Origin of the sequence: Pseudomonas arsenicoxydans (genome assembly GCF_900103875.1) — a bacterium.
Taxonomy (GTDB): Bacteria; Pseudomonadota; Gammaproteobacteria; order Pseudomonadales; family Pseudomonadaceae; genus Aquipseudomonas; species Aquipseudomonas arsenicoxydans.
Window position 1 is genome coordinate 859,819 of sequence record NZ_LT629705.1, and the last position, 16,477, is coordinate 876,295.

Annotated in this window: 17 protein-coding genes; 2 read left to right on the forward strand and 15 right to left on the reverse strand. The window is 59.3% G+C overall.

From position 1 onward, the window contains the following. Positions 1-88: 88 nt before the first annotated feature. The 5 genes from BLQ41_RS03865 to BLQ41_RS03885 form a co-directional block, all read right to left on the reverse strand. Positions 89-355, reverse strand: coding sequence for a hypothetical protein (locus tag BLQ41_RS03865; RefSeq protein ID WP_090177107.1), 267 nt, complete (start codon positions 353-355; stop codon positions 89-91). A gap of 20 nt (positions 356-375) precedes the next feature. After that, entirely contained in the window at positions 376-1,002 is a 627-nt protein-coding gene (locus tag BLQ41_RS03870; RefSeq protein WP_090177111.1) for a hypothetical protein, read from the reverse strand. After that, complete coding sequence (locus tag BLQ41_RS03875; protein WP_090177115.1) at positions 999-1,565, reverse strand: RNA polymerase sigma factor; 567 nt, start codon at positions 1,563-1,565, stop codon at positions 999-1,001. Before BLQ41_RS03875 ends, BLQ41_RS03870 begins: the two co-directional genes overlap by 4 nt. Position 1,566: 1 nt before the next feature. Beyond that, positions 1,567-3,267: a vWA domain-containing protein gene (locus BLQ41_RS03880; RefSeq protein WP_090177117.1), complete on the reverse strand. Its 1,701-nt coding sequence runs from the start codon at positions 3,265-3,267 to the stop codon at positions 1,567-1,569. Positions 3,268-3,354: 87 nt separating this feature from the next. Continuing rightward, positions 3,355-3,915: a YbhB/YbcL family Raf kinase inhibitor-like protein gene (locus tag BLQ41_RS03885; RefSeq protein ID WP_090177120.1), complete on the reverse strand. Its 561-nt coding sequence runs from the start codon at positions 3,913-3,915 to the stop codon at positions 3,355-3,357. 140 nt (positions 3,916-4,055) lie between these two features. Here BLQ41_RS03885 and BLQ41_RS03890 point away from each other — a divergent pair, with 140 nt between their 5' ends. Continuing rightward, positions 4,056-5,585, forward strand: coding sequence for an apoptosis inducing factor family protein (locus tag BLQ41_RS03890; protein WP_090177124.1), 1,530 nt, complete (start codon positions 4,056-4,058; stop codon positions 5,583-5,585). A 75-nt stretch (positions 5,586-5,660) separates the two neighbouring features. On the opposite strand, the gene BLQ41_RS03895 is transcribed toward BLQ41_RS03890, so the two are convergent. The 10 genes from BLQ41_RS03895 to BLQ41_RS03940 form a co-directional block, all read right to left on the reverse strand. After that, positions 5,661-7,166 (reverse strand): YdgA family protein, encoded by a 1,506-nt coding sequence (locus BLQ41_RS03895; RefSeq protein WP_090177128.1) that lies wholly within the window; start codon positions 7,164-7,166, stop codon positions 5,661-5,663. Between the two features lie 281 nt (positions 7,167-7,447). Beyond that, a complete protein-coding gene (locus tag BLQ41_RS03900) occupies positions 7,448-8,083 on the reverse strand; it encodes an NADH:ubiquinone oxidoreductase subunit N (RefSeq protein WP_090177130.1) in 636 nt (211 codons plus the stop codon). An 81-nt stretch (positions 8,084-8,164) separates the two neighbouring features. Then, complete coding sequence (locus BLQ41_RS03905; protein WP_090177133.1) at positions 8,165-9,613, reverse strand: efflux transporter outer membrane subunit; 1,449 nt, start codon at positions 9,611-9,613, stop codon at positions 8,165-8,167. Next, entirely contained in the window at positions 9,610-10,497 is an 888-nt protein-coding gene (locus BLQ41_RS03910; RefSeq protein WP_090177135.1) for an efflux RND transporter periplasmic adaptor subunit, read from the reverse strand. The genes BLQ41_RS03905 and BLQ41_RS03910 overlap by 4 nt, the downstream gene beginning before the upstream one ends. Next, the gene (locus BLQ41_RS03915; protein WP_010464893.1) at positions 10,494-10,703 is read right to left on the reverse strand and encodes a DUF1656 domain-containing protein; all 210 of its coding nucleotides are present in this window, start codon (positions 10,701-10,703) and stop codon (positions 10,494-10,496) included. Before BLQ41_RS03915 ends, BLQ41_RS03910 begins: the two co-directional genes overlap by 4 nt. Beyond that, entirely contained in the window at positions 10,700-12,772 is a 2,073-nt protein-coding gene (locus BLQ41_RS03920; protein ID WP_090177139.1) for an FUSC family protein, read from the reverse strand. The genes BLQ41_RS03915 and BLQ41_RS03920 overlap by 4 nt, the downstream gene beginning before the upstream one ends. Continuing rightward, positions 12,769-13,197: a MarR family winged helix-turn-helix transcriptional regulator gene (locus BLQ41_RS03925; protein WP_090177142.1), complete on the reverse strand. Its 429-nt coding sequence runs from the start codon at positions 13,195-13,197 to the stop codon at positions 12,769-12,771. The genes BLQ41_RS03920 and BLQ41_RS03925 overlap by 4 nt, the downstream gene beginning before the upstream one ends. Before the next feature lie 130 nt (positions 13,198-13,327). Then, positions 13,328-14,803: a Fic family protein gene (locus BLQ41_RS03930; RefSeq protein ID WP_090177145.1), complete on the reverse strand. Its 1,476-nt coding sequence runs from the start codon at positions 14,801-14,803 to the stop codon at positions 13,328-13,330. Positions 14,804-14,902: 99 nt separating this feature from the next. Continuing rightward, positions 14,903-15,148 carry a DUF2789 domain-containing protein gene (locus BLQ41_RS03935; RefSeq protein WP_090177147.1) on the reverse strand — a complete coding sequence of 82 codons (246 nt, stop codon included), beginning with the start codon at positions 15,146-15,148 and terminating at the stop codon, positions 14,903-14,905. A 137-nt stretch (positions 15,149-15,285) separates the two neighbouring features. Continuing rightward, on the reverse strand, positions 15,286-15,747 hold the full coding sequence (locus tag BLQ41_RS03940) for an aminoacyl-tRNA deacylase (protein WP_090177150.1): 462 nt from the start codon (positions 15,745-15,747) through the stop codon (positions 15,286-15,288). 194 nt (positions 15,748-15,941) lie between these two features. Here BLQ41_RS03940 and BLQ41_RS03945 point away from each other — a divergent pair, with 194 nt between their 5' ends. Next, positions 15,942-16,475, forward strand: coding sequence for an NfeD family protein (locus BLQ41_RS03945; RefSeq protein ID WP_090177152.1), 534 nt, complete (start codon positions 15,942-15,944; stop codon positions 16,473-16,475). The last annotated feature ends 2 nt before the right edge of the window (positions 16,476-16,477 follow it).

Below are 16,477 nucleotides of genomic sequence, written 5' to 3' on the forward strand. Positions count from 1 at the left end.
TGTGTGTGTCTGAACAGGGCAACCTGAATTGGGTCCAGGTGTCTGGTTTACGGCACCGGAGAGAAAAAACCGCCCAAGCGGCTTTTTTTCACTCCGTCGTCCAATCAAACTCGTCGTACTCATCATCCTCTTCGTCCCCAACCTCTTCCTCATCAAGGACGTCTTCCTCAAGAGCCTCCGCTTCCTGCTGAGCAAGAAGAAACTCCTTACGACTCTCGGTAATTGCCCGCCTCATGTCCTCCCCTTTCACAGGGCAGTTGAGCATTTGGGCGATGCGATCGATTTTTTTCGCCACGGCTTCCTCCAACGCATCGGCTATGGCCCGATAGTGCGCGCTTTCAGGCCTTGTTGCCAAATGGCCGACCGCTTTGCGTCTCAATTTTTCTGCAATTGCTTGAGTCTGGCCGTGAGGTTTTCCTTGGGAAAGCGTTTGTGCAATGTCGCCATCAGGTCAGCGGCCGCTTGAGGCTGACCTGCTTTTTGCAGGCGGATCACTTCCCTTAATTGATCGTCGATAAACTTTGCCGGCGCCATCACCGGGGGTTTGCTGACCTTCGCTTCGTCAGCCATTTCAGCACTGATCGATTCGGTCTGCGCGGGGGCGGCAAAATCGGCCATTGGCGCGGCAGGTTCTGGCGCAGACATCGCACCAGCGGGAGCCGCGAGCGAACGCGCCACCTGCGCAGATTCCTTCTTGGCAACCGGGGCCGATGCTGTTGGTGCGGGTGCGGGTACGAAGTCGTAGCTAGGCACTTGCTCTGGCGTACGTTGCACCAGCGCCAACATCAGCGCGACACCCACCAGGCTGGCGAATGCGACTTGCCAACGAGGTTTCTGGCAAGCCTTGACCCAGCGATGCCAGAGATTCGGTTTCGGCGCAGGCGTTTCTCGGTGTGCGGCGGCCAGAATGAACGCATCAAGGTGCGCCGGTGGCTCATCGCGGCTGTGTTCACGATAATGCTGCAGCACTTGGTCTTCCGGAGTTTTGCGGGCGTCAGTCATGTCAGTACCTCCTCGGCCAGCAGCCGACGCAGTTTTTGCTGGGCGTAGCGCAAGCGGCTTTTCACCGTTTCCAGCGGTGTTTCGGTGAGGGTGGCGATCTGGGGGAAATCGAGATCGCTGTGGGCGCGTAGCAGGAACACTTCGCGCTGGTCGGCGGGCAGGTTTTGCAGGGCAGCTTCAAGGCGCTGAGTGTCGCGGCTCAGGCTCAGCAGTTGCTCCGGATCGGTCGCCTCATCAATCACGGCGTGGGTTTGTTCGTCATAGCTGTCGTGCAAAGGGTTGTGGATGCCATGTTTGCGCCAGTGGTCGATCAATCGGTTACGGGCAATCTGGTAGAGCCACGTACGAAAATTCGCCCGGCCCTGTGGCTGACTGGTGCTGCGGACCAGGCTCAGCCAAGTTTCCTGGTAAACCTCTTCGGCCAGTTCGGGCTTGCCACTCAGACCAAGCAGGAATCGATAAAGCCCCTGGCGGTGACGGGCGTACAAAATCTCAAACGCCGGCCCGTCGCCCGAACGATAACGGGCCAGCAGTGATTCGTCGCTCGGTTCAAACGCTGACATGTCAGTTGTAGCCTCCCTTCTGCGGCTCATTGTTGGAAGCCGTTGTGGTGCGCAGGCTTTGCGCCAACTCCACCAGTTGCACGAACTCTGCCCGCAGACCGAAACGGTCATCGCCCCGCGCACCGCGTGCCAGGGCCTCGGTGTCCTTCAGGCTGAAATCACCGGTATACCGCCCATCCTTCAGTTGCTGGGAAAACGCTGCCACTGCCGCCGCAAATCGCAGGTCATCACTGGCTTTTCCAACCGAATCACCCGCAATCGGCCGTTCGATCAAGCGACTCTTCCCACCTTCCGGCAACTGATAACGCACGCGCAACATCGCCAGTTCTCCGGTATTTCCGGAAACGACCGATTCCGGCTGGCCATAGCGCAACGGCTCCAGCCAGCCTTTCTCGCCCTTGGGCACAATTTCATACAACGCCGTGACTGTATGCCCTGCACCAATTTCACCGGCATCAACCTTGTCGTTGCTGAAATCCTCACGCTTGAGCGCCCGATTCTCATACCCCAACAGCCGATACTCACTGACCTGAGCCGGGTTGAATTCCACTTGCAACTTCACGTTCTTCGCCACCACTGCGAGGGTCGAGCTGAGTTGATCCACCAGCACTTTGCGCGCCTCGCGCAGGTTGTCGATGTAGGCGTAATTACCGTCGCCGGCGTCGGCCAATTGCTCCATCAGGTGTTCATTGTAGTTATCCACACCAAAACCCAGCGTGGTCAGGGAAACGCCGGTCTTGCGTTTATCCACAGCCATTTGCTTGAGGCTGTCGAAGTCGCTGACGCCGACGTTGAAGTCACCGTCGGTGGCCAGCAGGATGCGGTTGATGCCCTTGGGAATGAAGGCCTGCTGCGCCATTTGATAGGCCAGCTCGATGCCTGAGGCGCCAGCGGTGGAGCCGCCAGCGGTCAATTGATCGATCGCGGTACGAATTTTCGCTTTCTCGCGACCGGACGTTGGCTCCAGCACCACCCGTGAATCTCCGGCATAAACCACCAGCGAAACGCGGTCCTGCTCGCGCAGTTGATCGACCAGCAACTTCAGCGTGCTTTTGACCAGCGGCAAACCCTCGCGGCGGTCCATCGAACCGGACACATCCACCAGAAACACCAGGTTGGCCGGGGCCAGTTCCGCCACCGCGCGATCAGACGCCTTGATGCCTATGCGCAACAATCGGGTATGCGGGTTCCACGGCGATGGCGCCAGCTCAGTGGTCACGCCGAAGGGCGAGCCATCGGTGGGCAGCGCGTAATCGTAGGGAAAGTAATTGACCATTTCCTCGAGTCGCACCGCGCCTTCCGGTGGCAGGCGCCCCTGATTCAGCAAGCGGCGGACATTGGCGTAAGCGCCGGTATCGACATCGGCGCTGAAAGTCGAGACCGGCGCTTCTGCGACGCTGTGAATCGGGTTGTCCGCCAGCGCTTGATACTGCTCGCGCGACTCATCGCGATAACCGGGCGCAGCCACCTCAGGCGCAAAGCTCGCCATCGGTGCCGGACGCACGCTGCGTTTAGCCATGGACGCATCCGCCGCAACGGGCTCGCTGCGCACCAACGCTTCAGTCGTCATTGCACCTTGAGCTGGCAGTGACACGGCAGCGGATTCAGGCTTGGAGGAAACGCCGCAACCGCCAACGGACAGCAACAACCCGATGGCGAAACCCTGGGCGGCCGGGCGGAGGAAATGCAGAGGGAGGGACATGGGGGCTGACCTCAGGAGGATTGATCCATTCATCCTCTGAGACGGACAGCCCGGCAGGTTCGGGTTAAACCGCAGTGAAAAGAATCTTCAGCGGTGATAACGCCGCACTACGCTGCTGTTTCTCAGCACGTGGTCTTTAATCTTTTCCATTAGCTGTGCACGGGTCAGGCCAGCAGGCAAGGCGTCCGGTGCCAGGTCCAGGGCATAAATCTGGATGATGTAGTGGTGCGCGCTATCGCCGACCGGCGGACAAGGACCGATATAACCCGTGGTGCCTTTGACGTTCAAGCCGCCGACGCCTTCCAGGGCGGATTTGGCGCCGACACCGGCCGGGATCTGGTGGGTGGTCGATTTGATGCCGTAATGCACCCAGTGATCGACACCCTGGCCTTTCGCACCATCGGGGTCATGCATGACGATGGCATAACTTAGGGTGCCCGCCGGGCCGGCGTTCCAGTTCAAGGCCGGTGACTGGTTGTGCCCACCACAATTGGGCGCGTCGCTGGCGGCGGCCGAAGTAAACAGGCGGTCATCGGTGACGCCAGGGATGTTCAGGGTGAAACGTTCCTGGGCCTGCACTGGCAGTTGCACGCATAGGGCGACAGCAACGGCCGCCAGCCAAGGGTTCAAAGAGGTCAATCGGGTCATTCCGGAGCACCTTGTGCGGATGGGGCCGTCGTCGGCTTGCGAACTATAGCTGTACCGTTCGTGCGGTGGCAGCAGGAATTGGCTGAACCTCTAAACAAGCGCCAAACTCAATAGGTGAAACGCCTGTCTGGAGACCGATCATGGCACTGCAACGCGTCGCCCGTTTCACCGATGTGCCCGAAAATCGTGGCCTTGAAGTTCAGATCGGGCAAACCAAAATTGTATTGCTGCGGGTTGGCGATCAATTACGTGCATTTCAGGGCGAATGCCCACACGCCGGGGCGCCGCTGGCGGAAGGGGCACTGTGCCATGGGCGCCTGATCTGTCCGTGGCACAAGGCAGCGTATCGGATCGAAGACGGCGCGTTATGTGAACCGCCGTCACTGGACAGTCTCAAGCGTTATCCGCTGGAAGTGCGCGAAGGCGAAGTCTGGGTCGATGATCAGCCGATGAGTGACGCTCACACACCGCCCGCGGATGATGAGCGAACGTTCGCCATCGTCGGTGCCGGCGCGGCAGGTACCGCCTGTGCGGCGGCCTTGCGTGAAAAGGGCTTCGGCGGTCGCATCGTCCTGATCGATCGGGAAACCGACGCCGGCTACGACCGCACGGTGTTGAGCAAATTCGTGATTGCCGGTGAGATGCCGCCGCAAGAAGTCCCGCCGCTACGTGATACGAGCTATTACCAAACGCAGCGCATTGAGCAGCTGCACGGTGAAGTGGCACGTCTGGATTGCGCCAACAAGACCTTGCACTTTGTTGACGGTCAATCGCTGAGCTATGACGCTGCGTTGCTGGCAACGGGCGGCACGCCAAAACCGCTGGCAGTGCCGGGTGCCGGCCTTCCGCAAGTCTTCCTGCTGCGCTCCAGGGATCAGGCCCGGCGGATTCTGGACGCGGCAAAACCCGGTCAGAAAGCGCTCATCATCGGCGACAGCTTTATTGCCATGGAATCCGCGTCAGCCCTACGTGAATACGGGCTGGACGTCACGGTCCTGGCTCGCCATGCAATACCGTTCGCCAAGCAGTTCGGCGAAACCGTGGGCAAGGCGATTCGCGCCCGGCATCAGGCTCACGGCGTGGTGTTTCACACCGATGGCGAGGTCGTGCGCATCGAAGGAACAGACAAGGTCGAAGCGGTGCACCTGGACAACGGTCAACGATTGCCCGCCGATCTGGTGCTGGTCGGCATTGGCGTGACACCCGCGACCGAGGCGTTTGCCGATCTGCCCAAGGCAAAGGATCAGTCGCTGCAGGTCGATGGCGGCATGCGCATCACTGATGGGCTCTGGGCCGTCGGGGATATCGCGACCTTCCCGCTCAACGGTCAGCCGCAGCGGATCGAACACTGGCGCCTGGCCCAGCAACAGGCACGCATCGCCGCGTCCAACATGCTGGGCGGCGACGAGCATTATCTGGATGTGCCGTATTTCTGGACCTGGCACTTCGGGAAAAACTACGACTACCTCGGCCACGCCGAATCCTGGGACGAGGTCGAGTTCAAGGGCGATCCCAACCATCCGCCCTTTATCGGCCTGTTCAGCAAGAACGGCGTGGTGGCCGCCGCAGTGGCCTGCGATCAAGAGCGGGCGATGGCGATGCTGGCTGAACGCATGAAACAACCATTGCCGGTGGATGAGGCCTGGCTGCTGATTCGGGACGAGGATTAGTCTTCAAACACCCGACAGCAAAACGCCCGGCGTCTGCATTGTGCAGAGGCCGGGCGTTTTGTTGAAGCCAGCGGTTTATTGAACCTGTGGCTCGCCGGCGAATTTGCTCATCACGAAACTGACAAACTCTTCAAAGGTCATTTTCTGGCCATTGAATTCCACCTTACTGTTGGCGTAGTGCAATTTGCTGACGATGTTGTTGCCATCCAGTTTGGCCAATTGCGTGCCGACCGCCATGCTGCCGAACATGTCCGAGGTCGCTGTTGCCTGGTCGGCAATCAGCTTGGCGTCGGTCTGACCGTCGATTTGCGATTGCACGGTGAGCAGGTCAACGAGCATGGGCTTGGACACTTGCACATTGACATCCAGCAACGCGATCAACTGTTGGATCAGTTGCTCCGACGGCAGGTCCATGGACTGTGGCTTGGTCAAGTCGAGCACCAGATTGGCGCGGCTTTCACCATTGGGGGATTTGAACGACAGATTCTCCAAAGCAACCTGCGGGCCAGCGGCGAGCAGTTTTTCCAGGCCGGTTTTGACCTGTGCGTTTTCTTCCGGAGTCAAGACCAGTTCCGGAGCCGGCTCGCCAGCGGCAGCGGCTTCGGCGGCGGCTTTCTCGTACGGCTGCAGTTTGGTCTGGTAGATCTGCATCAGCGACATGGTCGCCGGAATGTCGAGGTTCTTCAGGCTCATGGCCAATTGCGCAGAACCGAACGCCTTGCCGTTCAGGGACACTTCGTCAACCTTGTAGTCAGCACGCCCAGAAGCGCTGGTGCCCGACTCTTCCGTCTGGTTTTTCATCTCGAACTTCTTCAAGCCCAATACGGATTGCTTGGCGCCGAAGGTCGTTTTGCTGTCGGTCAGCTCCAGGGTGTTCTCGCCGGTGTAGTAACCGTAGGTGCTTTTTATCAGGTTGCTGGCCACGGTCAGACCGCTCAGTTCAACCTTCACCGGGGTCTGGTCTTCAGCCACGGTGGTCAGCGTCATGCTGTCCATGTAACCGTTGGCCTTGATCTTTTGAGCCTGGGCGCTGGCAGCGACGTCGAGGTTCAGACCAGAAAACTTCAGATTGGACTTGGCATCCAGCGCTACGTCCAGCGGCAGCAATTCAAGGGTGCCGTTGGTGGAGTTGTCGTAGCCGATATTGACCAGGCCTTTGAGCGGCGACTGGTTCTTGGCCGCGGCAAACCATTTTTCCGTGGCAGCGGTTTTTTCAAGTTCGTAGTGACTGGTGGCCATGACCGGCAGCCACTTCAGCGACACCAGGCGCGAAAACGGCAGCGGGCCGTGTTCGATGTGATCGACGAAGAGCAATTCGACCGGGGTCTCACCGAACATTTCACCCTCACCTTTGAGGCGATAGTGCGCGGTGCTGCTGAACACATGACGCTCCAGCGAAACCAGCTCCAGCGACGCCGTGCCATTGGACCCCACCAGCGCGGCGTTCAGCTCTTTGTTGGCGTCGGCGATCGAGGAGTTGAGCACGCCTTCGATTTTGGTGCCGGTGTACCAGGCACCACCGGCGCTGATTGCACCGATGGCAACGACGATTCCAAGAAGCACGCCTGCTGATTTATTCATGTATGACCCAGTCAATGTCCGTTGTTGAAAGTGTGTCGTCTTCCCTGAACCCATGTCGGGTTGCGGTCACGACTGCGCGGAAAGTGCGAAGCAGATTAGCATCAGGCGCGTTGGGCGACCCAATGATTAAAGGTTAAAGAGTGTCTATGGACCGTTCGCAAGGGTTGAGAGTTTCAGCGCACAGGAAATCGCTATCGCGGGCAAGCCCGCTCCCACAGGTTCGGTGAAATCATTGTGGGAGCGGGCTTGCCCGCGATAGCGTCGGTTCAGGCGAATTCAATTCAGGAATATTGGACCTCAATCTCATCCAGCTGATGATCAAAACTTTTCAGCCGCGCCGTCCACGTATACACAAGCACTTCAAAATCCCGATTGATCACCGCCCCGCCCGTGACCTCAGCGCGCGGGTCGCAGAAATCCAGCTGATAGCGTTCGCGGGCCATGGCGGTGGCAACATCCGAGAGCTCGCGGGCGTTATTGAGCCAGTGCGGGCCGTCTTCGGCGATTTGCTTGTCCAGCTCCAGGCATTGTTTCTTCAGCGATTCGAGGCTTTTTTCCAGGGGTGTACCAGTGAGTTCACCCATGACTTCCTGGAACGTGCGCCCCGGTTGCCAGTAGCTGCCCCAGAAATAGCGGTCAAACACCGTTTCCACCCGACGCAAGGCCACCTTGGTGTCCCAGATGAGCACCAGCGTTTTGCCTCGTTCGCACTGTCTTTTTTTGACGCGCTGACCCTGGACCGAAGCCCAGGCCACTACTGCAATAGCCATCACGGCAATCAGCGCCGATGCGCTATCGAGAAACACCAGAGCCTTGTCGATCTGGTGGGACAGCATGACGCCGTAGAAATAGGTGGCCGACAGCAAAACCAATGCCGTGATAGCGCACCAGAAGCCGGGAGCATAAGGGTTTTTCATTATTAGATCCCCATGACCAACGCGAGCCTTGATCGATGAAGTCGACGCGCGACTTCATCATGTCAAAGCATAGCAACGGCCTCAGGGTTTGCTGGCGTTCGAGCCTTGCGTTCGTCCGCTTTCCCAGCCGCCGCCCAGGGCGAGGAACAAATCGATCTGGCTCATCGCAACTTGCGTGTTGGCGGAAGCCAGTTGCGCCCGCACATCGGTGTAGGTGCGGGTCGCTTGCAGGTCGGCCAGAAACGACTCACGGCCGGCCTGGAAGAAGCGGTGGGTCTGGTCGGCGGCCAGTTGCGCCGACTGTTCGGCGTCGGCCAACGCATCGCGACGTTGCAACAGCGCGGAATACTGCGCCAGGCTGGTCTGGGTCTCGCGGATGGCGTTGAGCACCACGCCGTCGAAATGCGCCAGTGTGCCTTGGGTCGTCGCTTCCGCCTCACGGATTCGCGCCCGGGAGCCGTTGGACGGCACGGTCCAGCTCAGCAACGGCCCGAAGCCCCAGCGATTGGTCGACGGTTTGCCGAGGTTCTCCAGAATGCCGACGGTTCCAACCGTCGCGCCAATGCTGATGTCGGGGTACAACTCGCCCGTGGCGATACCGATGCCGGCGGTCGCGGCGGCCAGTCGACGTTCGGCCTGACGTACGTCAGGGCGGCGTTTGAGCAAGGTCGCGCCGTCACCGACCGGCAACAATTGGGTAATTTTCGGCAATTCGGCGCAGGTAGCGGTGCCGGCAGGCAATTGGTCGACCGGTTTGGCCAACAGCATCGACAAGCGGAACAGCCCGGCCTGACGCGCGGCCTCATAACGCGGCATGTCGGCGCGCAAGGATTTGAATTGGGTTTGCGAACGAGTGACCTGGGTTTCATCGCCCCGCCCGGCATCACGCAGACGCTGGATCAGCGTGGTGCCCTGAGCTTGCAGGTCGAGGGAATGCTGGGCAATTTCCCGCTCTTCGTTGGCCGCGCACACCTGGGTGTAGGCCCGGACCACATCAGCGACCAAGGTAATGCGTGCCGTATCGGCGGCCGCTTGTGTCGCATCGGCATTTGCCTTGGCGGCTTCGATACCGCGTTGCAGCGTGCCAAACAGGTCGAATTGATACGAGGTGGTGATGCCGATGTCACCGACGTTGGCCACCGGCACTTTCTCCGGTAGCAAGAACGCTTCGCCGGATTCCTGCAAACGTTGCGCGCCCATCTTCACGCCGCCGCTCCAACCACCGGCCGCCTGCGCTTCGTCGACCTGAGCACGAGCCCGGGAAAGGCTCGCCGCCGCCACGCGCAAATCGGTGTTGGTGGCCATCGCCTGCTGGACCAATTGGTCCAGGCGCGGATCCTGATACAAGCGCCACCAATCGGCGGGTACCGGGGCGGAAACGACATTTTTGCCGTCCACCGCCAGGTTGCCCTGCAGATCTTCGCGGTGGATGGCGGCCTCGTCCGGCAAATGATAATCCGGCCCGACCACCTGACAGGCCGACAGCAACAAACCTAATCCGGCGACCGCCAAACCTGAGGCCCTGCTCATTTCGCGGGCTCCTGCGGCTGGTCATCCATGATCGATACGGTGGCGGTCCGGCCGGCGATCATGCGGAAATCCGCCGGCACGTCGTCGAAGGCGATCCGCACCGGAATCCGCTGGGCCAGTCGCACCCAACTGAAGGCCGGATTGACGTTGGGCAGCAGGTTGCTGCCGCTGCTGCGGTCACGGTCCTCAATGCCGGCGACGATGCTTTCCACATGACCGCGCAGGCGTGCGCGGTCGCCGATCACTCGGATGTCGACGCTCTGGCCGACATGAATGCCGTCCAGTTTGGTTTCTTCGAAATAGCCGTCGATGTGGAACGAATTGCTGTCCACCACCGACAACACCGGACGCCCGGCCGTGACGAATTCCTGCGCGCGCGGCGCACGGTCGTTGACGTAACCGTCCACCGGGCTGCGGATGGTCGAGCGATCGAGGTTGAGCTGGGCGCTGTCCACCGCCACCTGGGCTTCCATCAACGCCACTTCGGCGCGGGCCACCCGCGACTGACTCTCTTCCAGTTGCTCACCCGGCACCAAGTTGCCCAGACCACGGTTACGTTTGGCTTCACGTTGCGCCTGGGCCAGGGTTTCCTGACGGTCGGCCACGGCGGCCTTGGCTTGGCGCAGAGCCAGTTTGAAACGGTCCTGGTCGATGCTGAACAGCACCTGGCCGCGCTTCACCAGTTGGTTGTCGCGCACCTCCACTTGCTGGATCAGCCCGGATACGTCCGGGGCGATCTGCACGATATCGGCACGGATGTGCCCGTCCCGCGTCCACGGGGCGAACATGTAATACATCACCATGCGCCAGACCACGACGACGGCGAAACTCACGATCAGCAGGGTCAGGACTACGCGACCCAGGGTCAAAAAAGGTTTTCTCATGTCATCAGGTATCGACTGAGTGAGTCCACGGCGCCGAGCAGCAAGGCGTAGAGAGCCACGTTGAACAATGCCCGGTGCCAGACCAGACGGTAAAAGTGCAGGCGCGTCAGCAACCCGTGCACCAACAGGAACAACAAATACGTAATGCCCATCAGCACCAGCAGCGTGGGCAGAAAGACCCCGCTGATATCCAGGTCACCGATCATAAAGGCGCTCCATCAATGCCATGGGGAAGCGGTTCTTCGAGTTCACCGGCGCTGACGAATTCAACACCGGGCAGCAAGGCCAGACGCAAACCGCTCAATGCGTGCAGCAAGTGCAGACGCGCGCCGTCATCACATTCGATATTGAGCGCGCGGCGGGCGCGGTCGAGGGTCATCAGCAGCGGACTCGGGGCCGGCAATCGCTCGCCCGCCTTCAAACACGCCTTGAAGTACTCGCCGACCTCGGCCACCACTTGATGTAGCAACGCTTGCGGCGTGCCGACCACTCGCGGCGTGTAAGCGAGCAAGTCGAGCACGTTCAGGGCCACGCGCACTTCGCGCAGCGCAATACCCGTGTCTTGTCCGGTCATCGCCAGGCGCGGCAGATGCTGCATCAGCCGATCGAGCATCTGCACGCCAAGGTGGCGGTGTTCAGCCAGTGACGCCGGTTCGCTGAGGCTGACGATGTCGCGCCAGCTGAAACGCGTCAGGCGCTTGGCCGCCAGCTCCGCCCCGAACGGCCGGGCGATCAGGGTCCAGACGAACGCGAACAGCAAGCCGACCGGGCCGGCCAGGTTGGAGTTGACGAAGCTGAGGAAGTCCGCGTCGTAGGCGCCCTGAATACTGATGAAGGACGAGGTGTTGACGAGGGTCAGCAGCATGCCCAGATAGAACTGCGGCTTGACCGTCAGCGTGCCGATGCAAATGAACGGCACCGAAAATGCCAGCACCAGCATCGGGAAGTCATGCAGGTTGGGCAGTACCAGAAACAGATAGAGACTGGCGAACAGCACCGACATCGCGGTCCAGAAAAAGAACCGGAAGATCTGCGGCGCCGGGTCGTCCATCGACGCGAAGAAACTGCACGCCACCGCCGCCAGAATCACCGCTGCCCCACCGTCGGTCCAGCCGAGCAGAATCCACAGCACCGAGGCAACGATGATCGCAGTCACCGTGGACGCCGCCGAATAGAGCATCAGCCCTCGGTCGAGAAACGGCGACAGGCGACCCAGGCGCCAATGCCGATACACCGCGCGCCAGCTGTCCTGACTTTCGCACTGAATCGCATATTGCAGGCTGCGGCAGTCTTGCCACACATCGATCCACTCGCCGAGGCGATACAGCGCGTTGGAAAACAGCAGCTGTTTGCGGTCATCCAGCGCTTCGGCGGGCGGTTGCAGCGCCTCGAGTCGCTCTTTCAGCGCCTGCCAACGGCCGATGTCCGCATCTTTGTGGTCGAGCCATTCGGTGGTCGCGGTCAGCACCGGCGCGAACTTATCCACAAGCTCGGGAGTGCGTCGTTCAAGGGCATACAACGCGTCATCAAGGGCATCGATCACGGGCAGCAAGTGAATCATTCGCCCGCGCAGTTCCTTGGTATTGCGCACCGTCTGCGGCCGCGCGCCCTCGTGGGGCAACTGACCGATCATCAATTCCAGGCTGTTGAAGGTCGCGACCATCGCCGAGCGCAAGGCACTGACTTCGTCCGGCTGTACGTTGCGGCTGAGGAAACGCTGGCTGTAAGTCGAGGCGTCGGCGAACCACTTGCTCACTGAATCGTTGAACACCGGCGCCAGCCGTCGAGGCCAGAACATCGCGCCGACCACCGCTGCTACCGCGATGCCGAGGAAGATTTCTTCGGTTCGTGCTTCGGCCACGTCCCACACCGCCAACGGGTTATCCACCACCGGCAAGGCGATCAGCGGCAAGGTGTAGCCGGCGAGCATCAGTGCGTAACTGTTGGCCGTGCGCAGATGCAGGGACAGGAACAACAACGTCCCGGTCCACAGCGCGATCACCACCACCAGCACATACGGGCTCTGGACGAACATCGGCACGAAAAAAACCGCTGCCGCCGCACCGAGAAAAGTACCGACGGCACGGTATAGCGCCTTGGAACTGGTAGGACCGACAAACGGGCTGGAGACGATGTACACGGTCGCCATCGCCCAATATGGACGCGGCATTTGCATGAGCATGGCGATGTACAGCGCGATCATCGACGCCGCGAACGTGCGTATCCCGTAGAACCAGTCCCGCGCCGGAGGAACGCCAGTGAAAAATCCGCTCAAGGGTTGACCACCGACGGCGCGTTGGCCGCTTCAAACGCTTTCAATACTCGCAGCGTCGCTTCCAGATCACTCTGGTCGATCCCTTCAAGCACTTCATGACGCAGGCGTACCAGCTCCACCTCAACCGCCTGCACCAACTCCCGGCCGGTTTGCGTCAGGCTCAGGCACTTGGCGCGCCGGTCATGGACGTCTTCGGTGCGACAGACATAGCCGGCGTGACACAACTGATCGAGCAGACGCACCAGCGACGGACTCTCCATCCCCGCCGCTTGCGCCACCGTCACCTGCCGAACGCCCTCGCCCAAACGCCCGATCATCAACAACGGGACGGCGCAGGCTTCGGAAATTCCATAGTTGACCAGCGTGGTCTGGCAGATCTTCCGCCAATGCCTGGCGGCCACCACCATGGAGCTGCTGATGTTCATCTGGAGAGCGTCGAGGGTTTTCGGCACGAGGGGAAATACACACTGTTAGTTTGCTAACTATCAATATGACATTTGGAGGGAAAGTTGGTCAAGTTTTGAAACAACTCTGTGACCAGAGGATGCTTCCCCCTTAGATATTGCCCAACAATTTTTGCGCCTCGCTCTCGATAAAATCCAAAACCTCCTCCGACACGCTGTATTGAAACTGCTTACGACGGTGTTTTGAAACCTTGCCATCGTTGTCCAAACACATCATCACCAGCTTCGACAGATCGCTCCCCCGTACATCGAAACGCTGATTGACCGCTTTGACCACACGGTCGTAACGGTCCAGAAACTCGGTCTCCTCCCGAAGTTCGATTTCCAGCGCGCGGCGTGCCATTTGCAATGTGAATTCAACGCAGCGAGTGGCGTCCCAGAAGCGATAAACGGACGGGAGCCCAATGAATTTGAAGGCCATTTGATCAGCATCCAGCCAGGTGACGTTCCAAAAATCGCGAGCCGGTTTGGAGAAGTCTTTCAGCGCCTCAAGGTAGTTCGCTTCTTCGTGCTTCATCGCCACGGAAACCGGTAGCAACAGCCCATTTTCCAAGGCACCGGAATGGCAAAGGGTCTGATGAATCAGGAAACGTGAAAGTCGACCATTACCATCCATGAACGGATGAAGGAAGACGAATCCGAACGCGGTCACGGCAGCCGCTACCAGTGGGTCGACATGCCTCGAAGACTGATTGGCGAAGGTCATCAACTCCTCCATCAGTTCACGGCACAGATCCGGTGCGGGTGGTACGTAGCTGACGCCAGCAGCGCCCCGCAAACCGTTATGCAAGTGATTCTGTTCATGGCGAAACAGGACAGCTTTGTCAAAAGGATTGGAAACGGTGCTGTTCTGCAATTCGACCAGATAGTCTTCACTCAACGCCCGGCCTTCATGTGCCTGACGCAGCAGTTGAACAAAGCGACGTGATTTTTCTTCGCTGGGTTCTTCTTTCTCGATGGCGAAGGAATCGCGGGTTTCGTGCAGGTAAGCCCAGTTGATGGCGCGGTCCATCATTTCCGGCGGTAATGTCGCCATAAAGGCTTTGGCTCGGCCGAGAATGTCGAGACTGAGCAGGGTTTCGAGTTCAGGCGTTCGTTCTACGGTGGCGCAGTAGCGCAGAGAGCCAAGCCCATTGAACTCAATACGCCAACGCGTGTTTCTAACAATTGGGCCAGTTACATAACGTGCGGGGTCGAAAAGCGGTGCAAACCTGCTGTTTATGGGGATTGCATAATCGAGTCGACGATTCGTTAACTCTTCCCAGAGAAAACAAGCCTTTCGTACAAAGACGCCATTTGGTGCTTTTGCCAATTCTTGAAGTAATTGCTCGGCAACGACTGCCTCAAGCGCGGCGGCCAGAATTGCGAGATTGATGCCTTCGTGTTTAAGCGCAAAAAAAATGTGTTCAAGGGTCGAGTCGGTTGCCGGCGCTACAGATTGAGGAACAGCCAGGCAATCTCCAATCATCGAGATGCGCGTGACTGGTTTGATCATAGCCACACGCGTCGGCGCGATAACCTTGAGTTTTAAAGCATCATGGAGGTGTGCGTATCCAACCAAGGGCATTGTGGGCGTCCACAGAAAAAGTTCACAAACGCGATTAAAGCCCAGATTTCTGCAACGCCTGTAAGTTTTTTGCACATTTCGGTCGTTTCGTTAAGATTTTTACACCCCTCGCCCCTTCCTCAACATCACATCCAACTGATCCACCACCTCCGCCCAATCCGCGTCATCGAGAATTTCGCCCCGCAAAAAGTCCGCCTGACTCTGGGTCCAGAAAAACGCGTCCGCCAGATGCAGCTCCGGTTTGAGCGGTGAATGGGTGGCGATGAATTGGTCGATGCTGATCGGGTCGTTGTCCAGGCCGAGTTGTTTGAACAGCGAGGGAAGGCTGTGGGTTGGGGATTCCATGGTTGGCTCCTTTTTATGGCAAATGATGGGGTGACTGCTTTGCAGTCAATCGCGGGCAAGCCACGCTCCCACAGGATTGCGAAACCCTGTGGGAGCGTGGCTTGCCCGCGATGACGGTATCACCGATGCCGCAAAACTCATTGGCTCAACTCACGCACCTCGGCATGCGGCACCATTTTCAGAAACTGCGGCATGTCCATGTGCAGCAGATTGGTGTGGTTGCCAGCTTCCAGGTAAATGTCTTTCTGGCGGGTCAGCAACGGGTCGATGACCACATCCAGTCCATAGGCTTCGCCCAGGGCTGGCACGGCGCCGCGTTCACAATCCTCAAACAGGTGCGGCAGATTGCTTTCCCGGGAGACCTGCCATTCGCCACTGCTGCGCACTTTGCTCAAGTCCAGATGACGACTCGCCGGCAGCACGGCCATCAAGTAATGCCCGTGTTTGTCGTCGAGGATCACCGACTTGGCCACCCGTTCGGCAGGAATGCCCGCCAGCCGTGCGGTTTCAAGGCTGCTGGCCGAGTGAGGGTGGGCAACGACGTCATATTCGCAGTGCGCCTTGTCCAGGCTGTTTTGTACGGTTCTTGCCATACGCATGATGCACCTCGGTGTCCGCAACAACGATTGGCGGACAATGGTTAACCCTTTTACACCCTTAAAAGTTTAGGCCTGCCAGGGCTATCCGGTGGGAAATCTGCTCATCGGCTGACGTCGACATCTGATCAAAAATCGTACAGCCAACAGCTCAGCTAGACTGTATACAGAACACCCTGACTCTCCCGGAGGGTCACGTGAACACTCGTTGCTGTTTAGTTGCACTGCTGCTGGCCTTGAGCGGATCGGTTTTCGCTGCGGACACCGTCGTGCTGCTGGTTCCCAACCCCATCGGGATCTGGCTGATCACGTTCGGCATTGCGTTTCTGATCGCCGAGGCAGCCTTGCCCAATTATGGTGTGATCGGTCTGGGCGGCATCGCGATGTTCGTGATTGGCGCAATCATTCTGACCAACACCGAAGTGCCTGTGCCATTGATGATCGGCCTGGGATTGATCAGTGCGCTGCTGTTGATTTACCTGCTGATCCGCGCCCTGAAAACCCGGCCGCGCCGAGCCGTCACTGGCGATGCCGAACTGCTGGGCAGCGTGACGGCAGTGACATCGCTGCAGGCCGACAGCGCCTGTAACGGCTGGGTGCACCTGCAGGGAGAACAGTGGCAAGTATTCAGCGCCACCCCGCTGCAACCCGGGCAAAAGGTCCGGGTGGTGGGCCGCAAGGGATTACTGCTGCAAGTGGCCGCGGCTGACGCGGCGCCGGGTGGAGAATAAAC

Coding starts and splice junctions, on each gene's coding strand:
- BLQ41_RS03895 (WP_090177128.1), bottom strand. CDS start 7,166: ATGAATAAATCAGCAGGCGTGCTTCTTGGAATCGTCGTTGCCATCGGT.
- BLQ41_RS03930 (WP_090177145.1), bottom strand. CDS start 14,803: ATGCCCTTGGTTGGATACGCACACCTCCATGATGCTTTAAAACTCAAG.
- BLQ41_RS03900 (WP_090177130.1), bottom strand. CDS start 8,083: ATGAAAAACCCTTATGCTCCCGGCTTCTGGTGCGCTATCACGGCATTG.
- BLQ41_RS03870 (WP_090177111.1), bottom strand. CDS start 1,002: ATGACTGACGCCCGCAAAACTCCGGAAGACCAAGTGCTGCAGCATTAT.
- BLQ41_RS03910 (WP_090177135.1), bottom strand. CDS start 10,497: ATGAGAAAACCTTTTTTGACCCTGGGTCGCGTAGTCCTGACCCTGCTG.
- BLQ41_RS03905 (WP_090177133.1), bottom strand. CDS start 9,613: ATGAGCAGGGCCTCAGGTTTGGCGGTCGCCGGATTAGGTTTGTTGCTG.
- BLQ41_RS03890 (WP_090177124.1), top strand. CDS start 4,056: ATGGCACTGCAACGCGTCGCCCGTTTCACCGATGTGCCCGAAAATCGT.
- BLQ41_RS03925 (WP_090177142.1), bottom strand. CDS start 13,197: ATGAACATCAGCAGCTCCATGGTGGTGGCCGCCAGGCATTGGCGGAAG.
- BLQ41_RS03875 (WP_090177115.1), bottom strand. CDS start 1,565: ATGTCAGCGTTTGAACCGAGCGACGAATCACTGCTGGCCCGTTATCGT.
- BLQ41_RS03935 (WP_090177147.1), bottom strand. CDS start 15,148: ATGGAATCCCCAACCCACAGCCTTCCCTCGCTGTTCAAACAACTCGGC.
- BLQ41_RS03940 (WP_090177150.1), bottom strand. CDS start 15,747: ATGCGTATGGCAAGAACCGTACAAAACAGCCTGGACAAGGCGCACTGC.
- BLQ41_RS03880 (WP_090177117.1), bottom strand. CDS start 3,267: ATGTCCCTCCCTCTGCATTTCCTCCGCCCGGCCGCCCAGGGTTTCGCC.
- BLQ41_RS03915 (WP_010464893.1), bottom strand. CDS start 10,703: ATGATCGGTGACCTGGATATCAGCGGGGTCTTTCTGCCCACGCTGCTG.
- BLQ41_RS03885 (WP_090177120.1), bottom strand. CDS start 3,915: ATGACCCGATTGACCTCTTTGAACCCTTGGCTGGCGGCCGTTGCTGTC.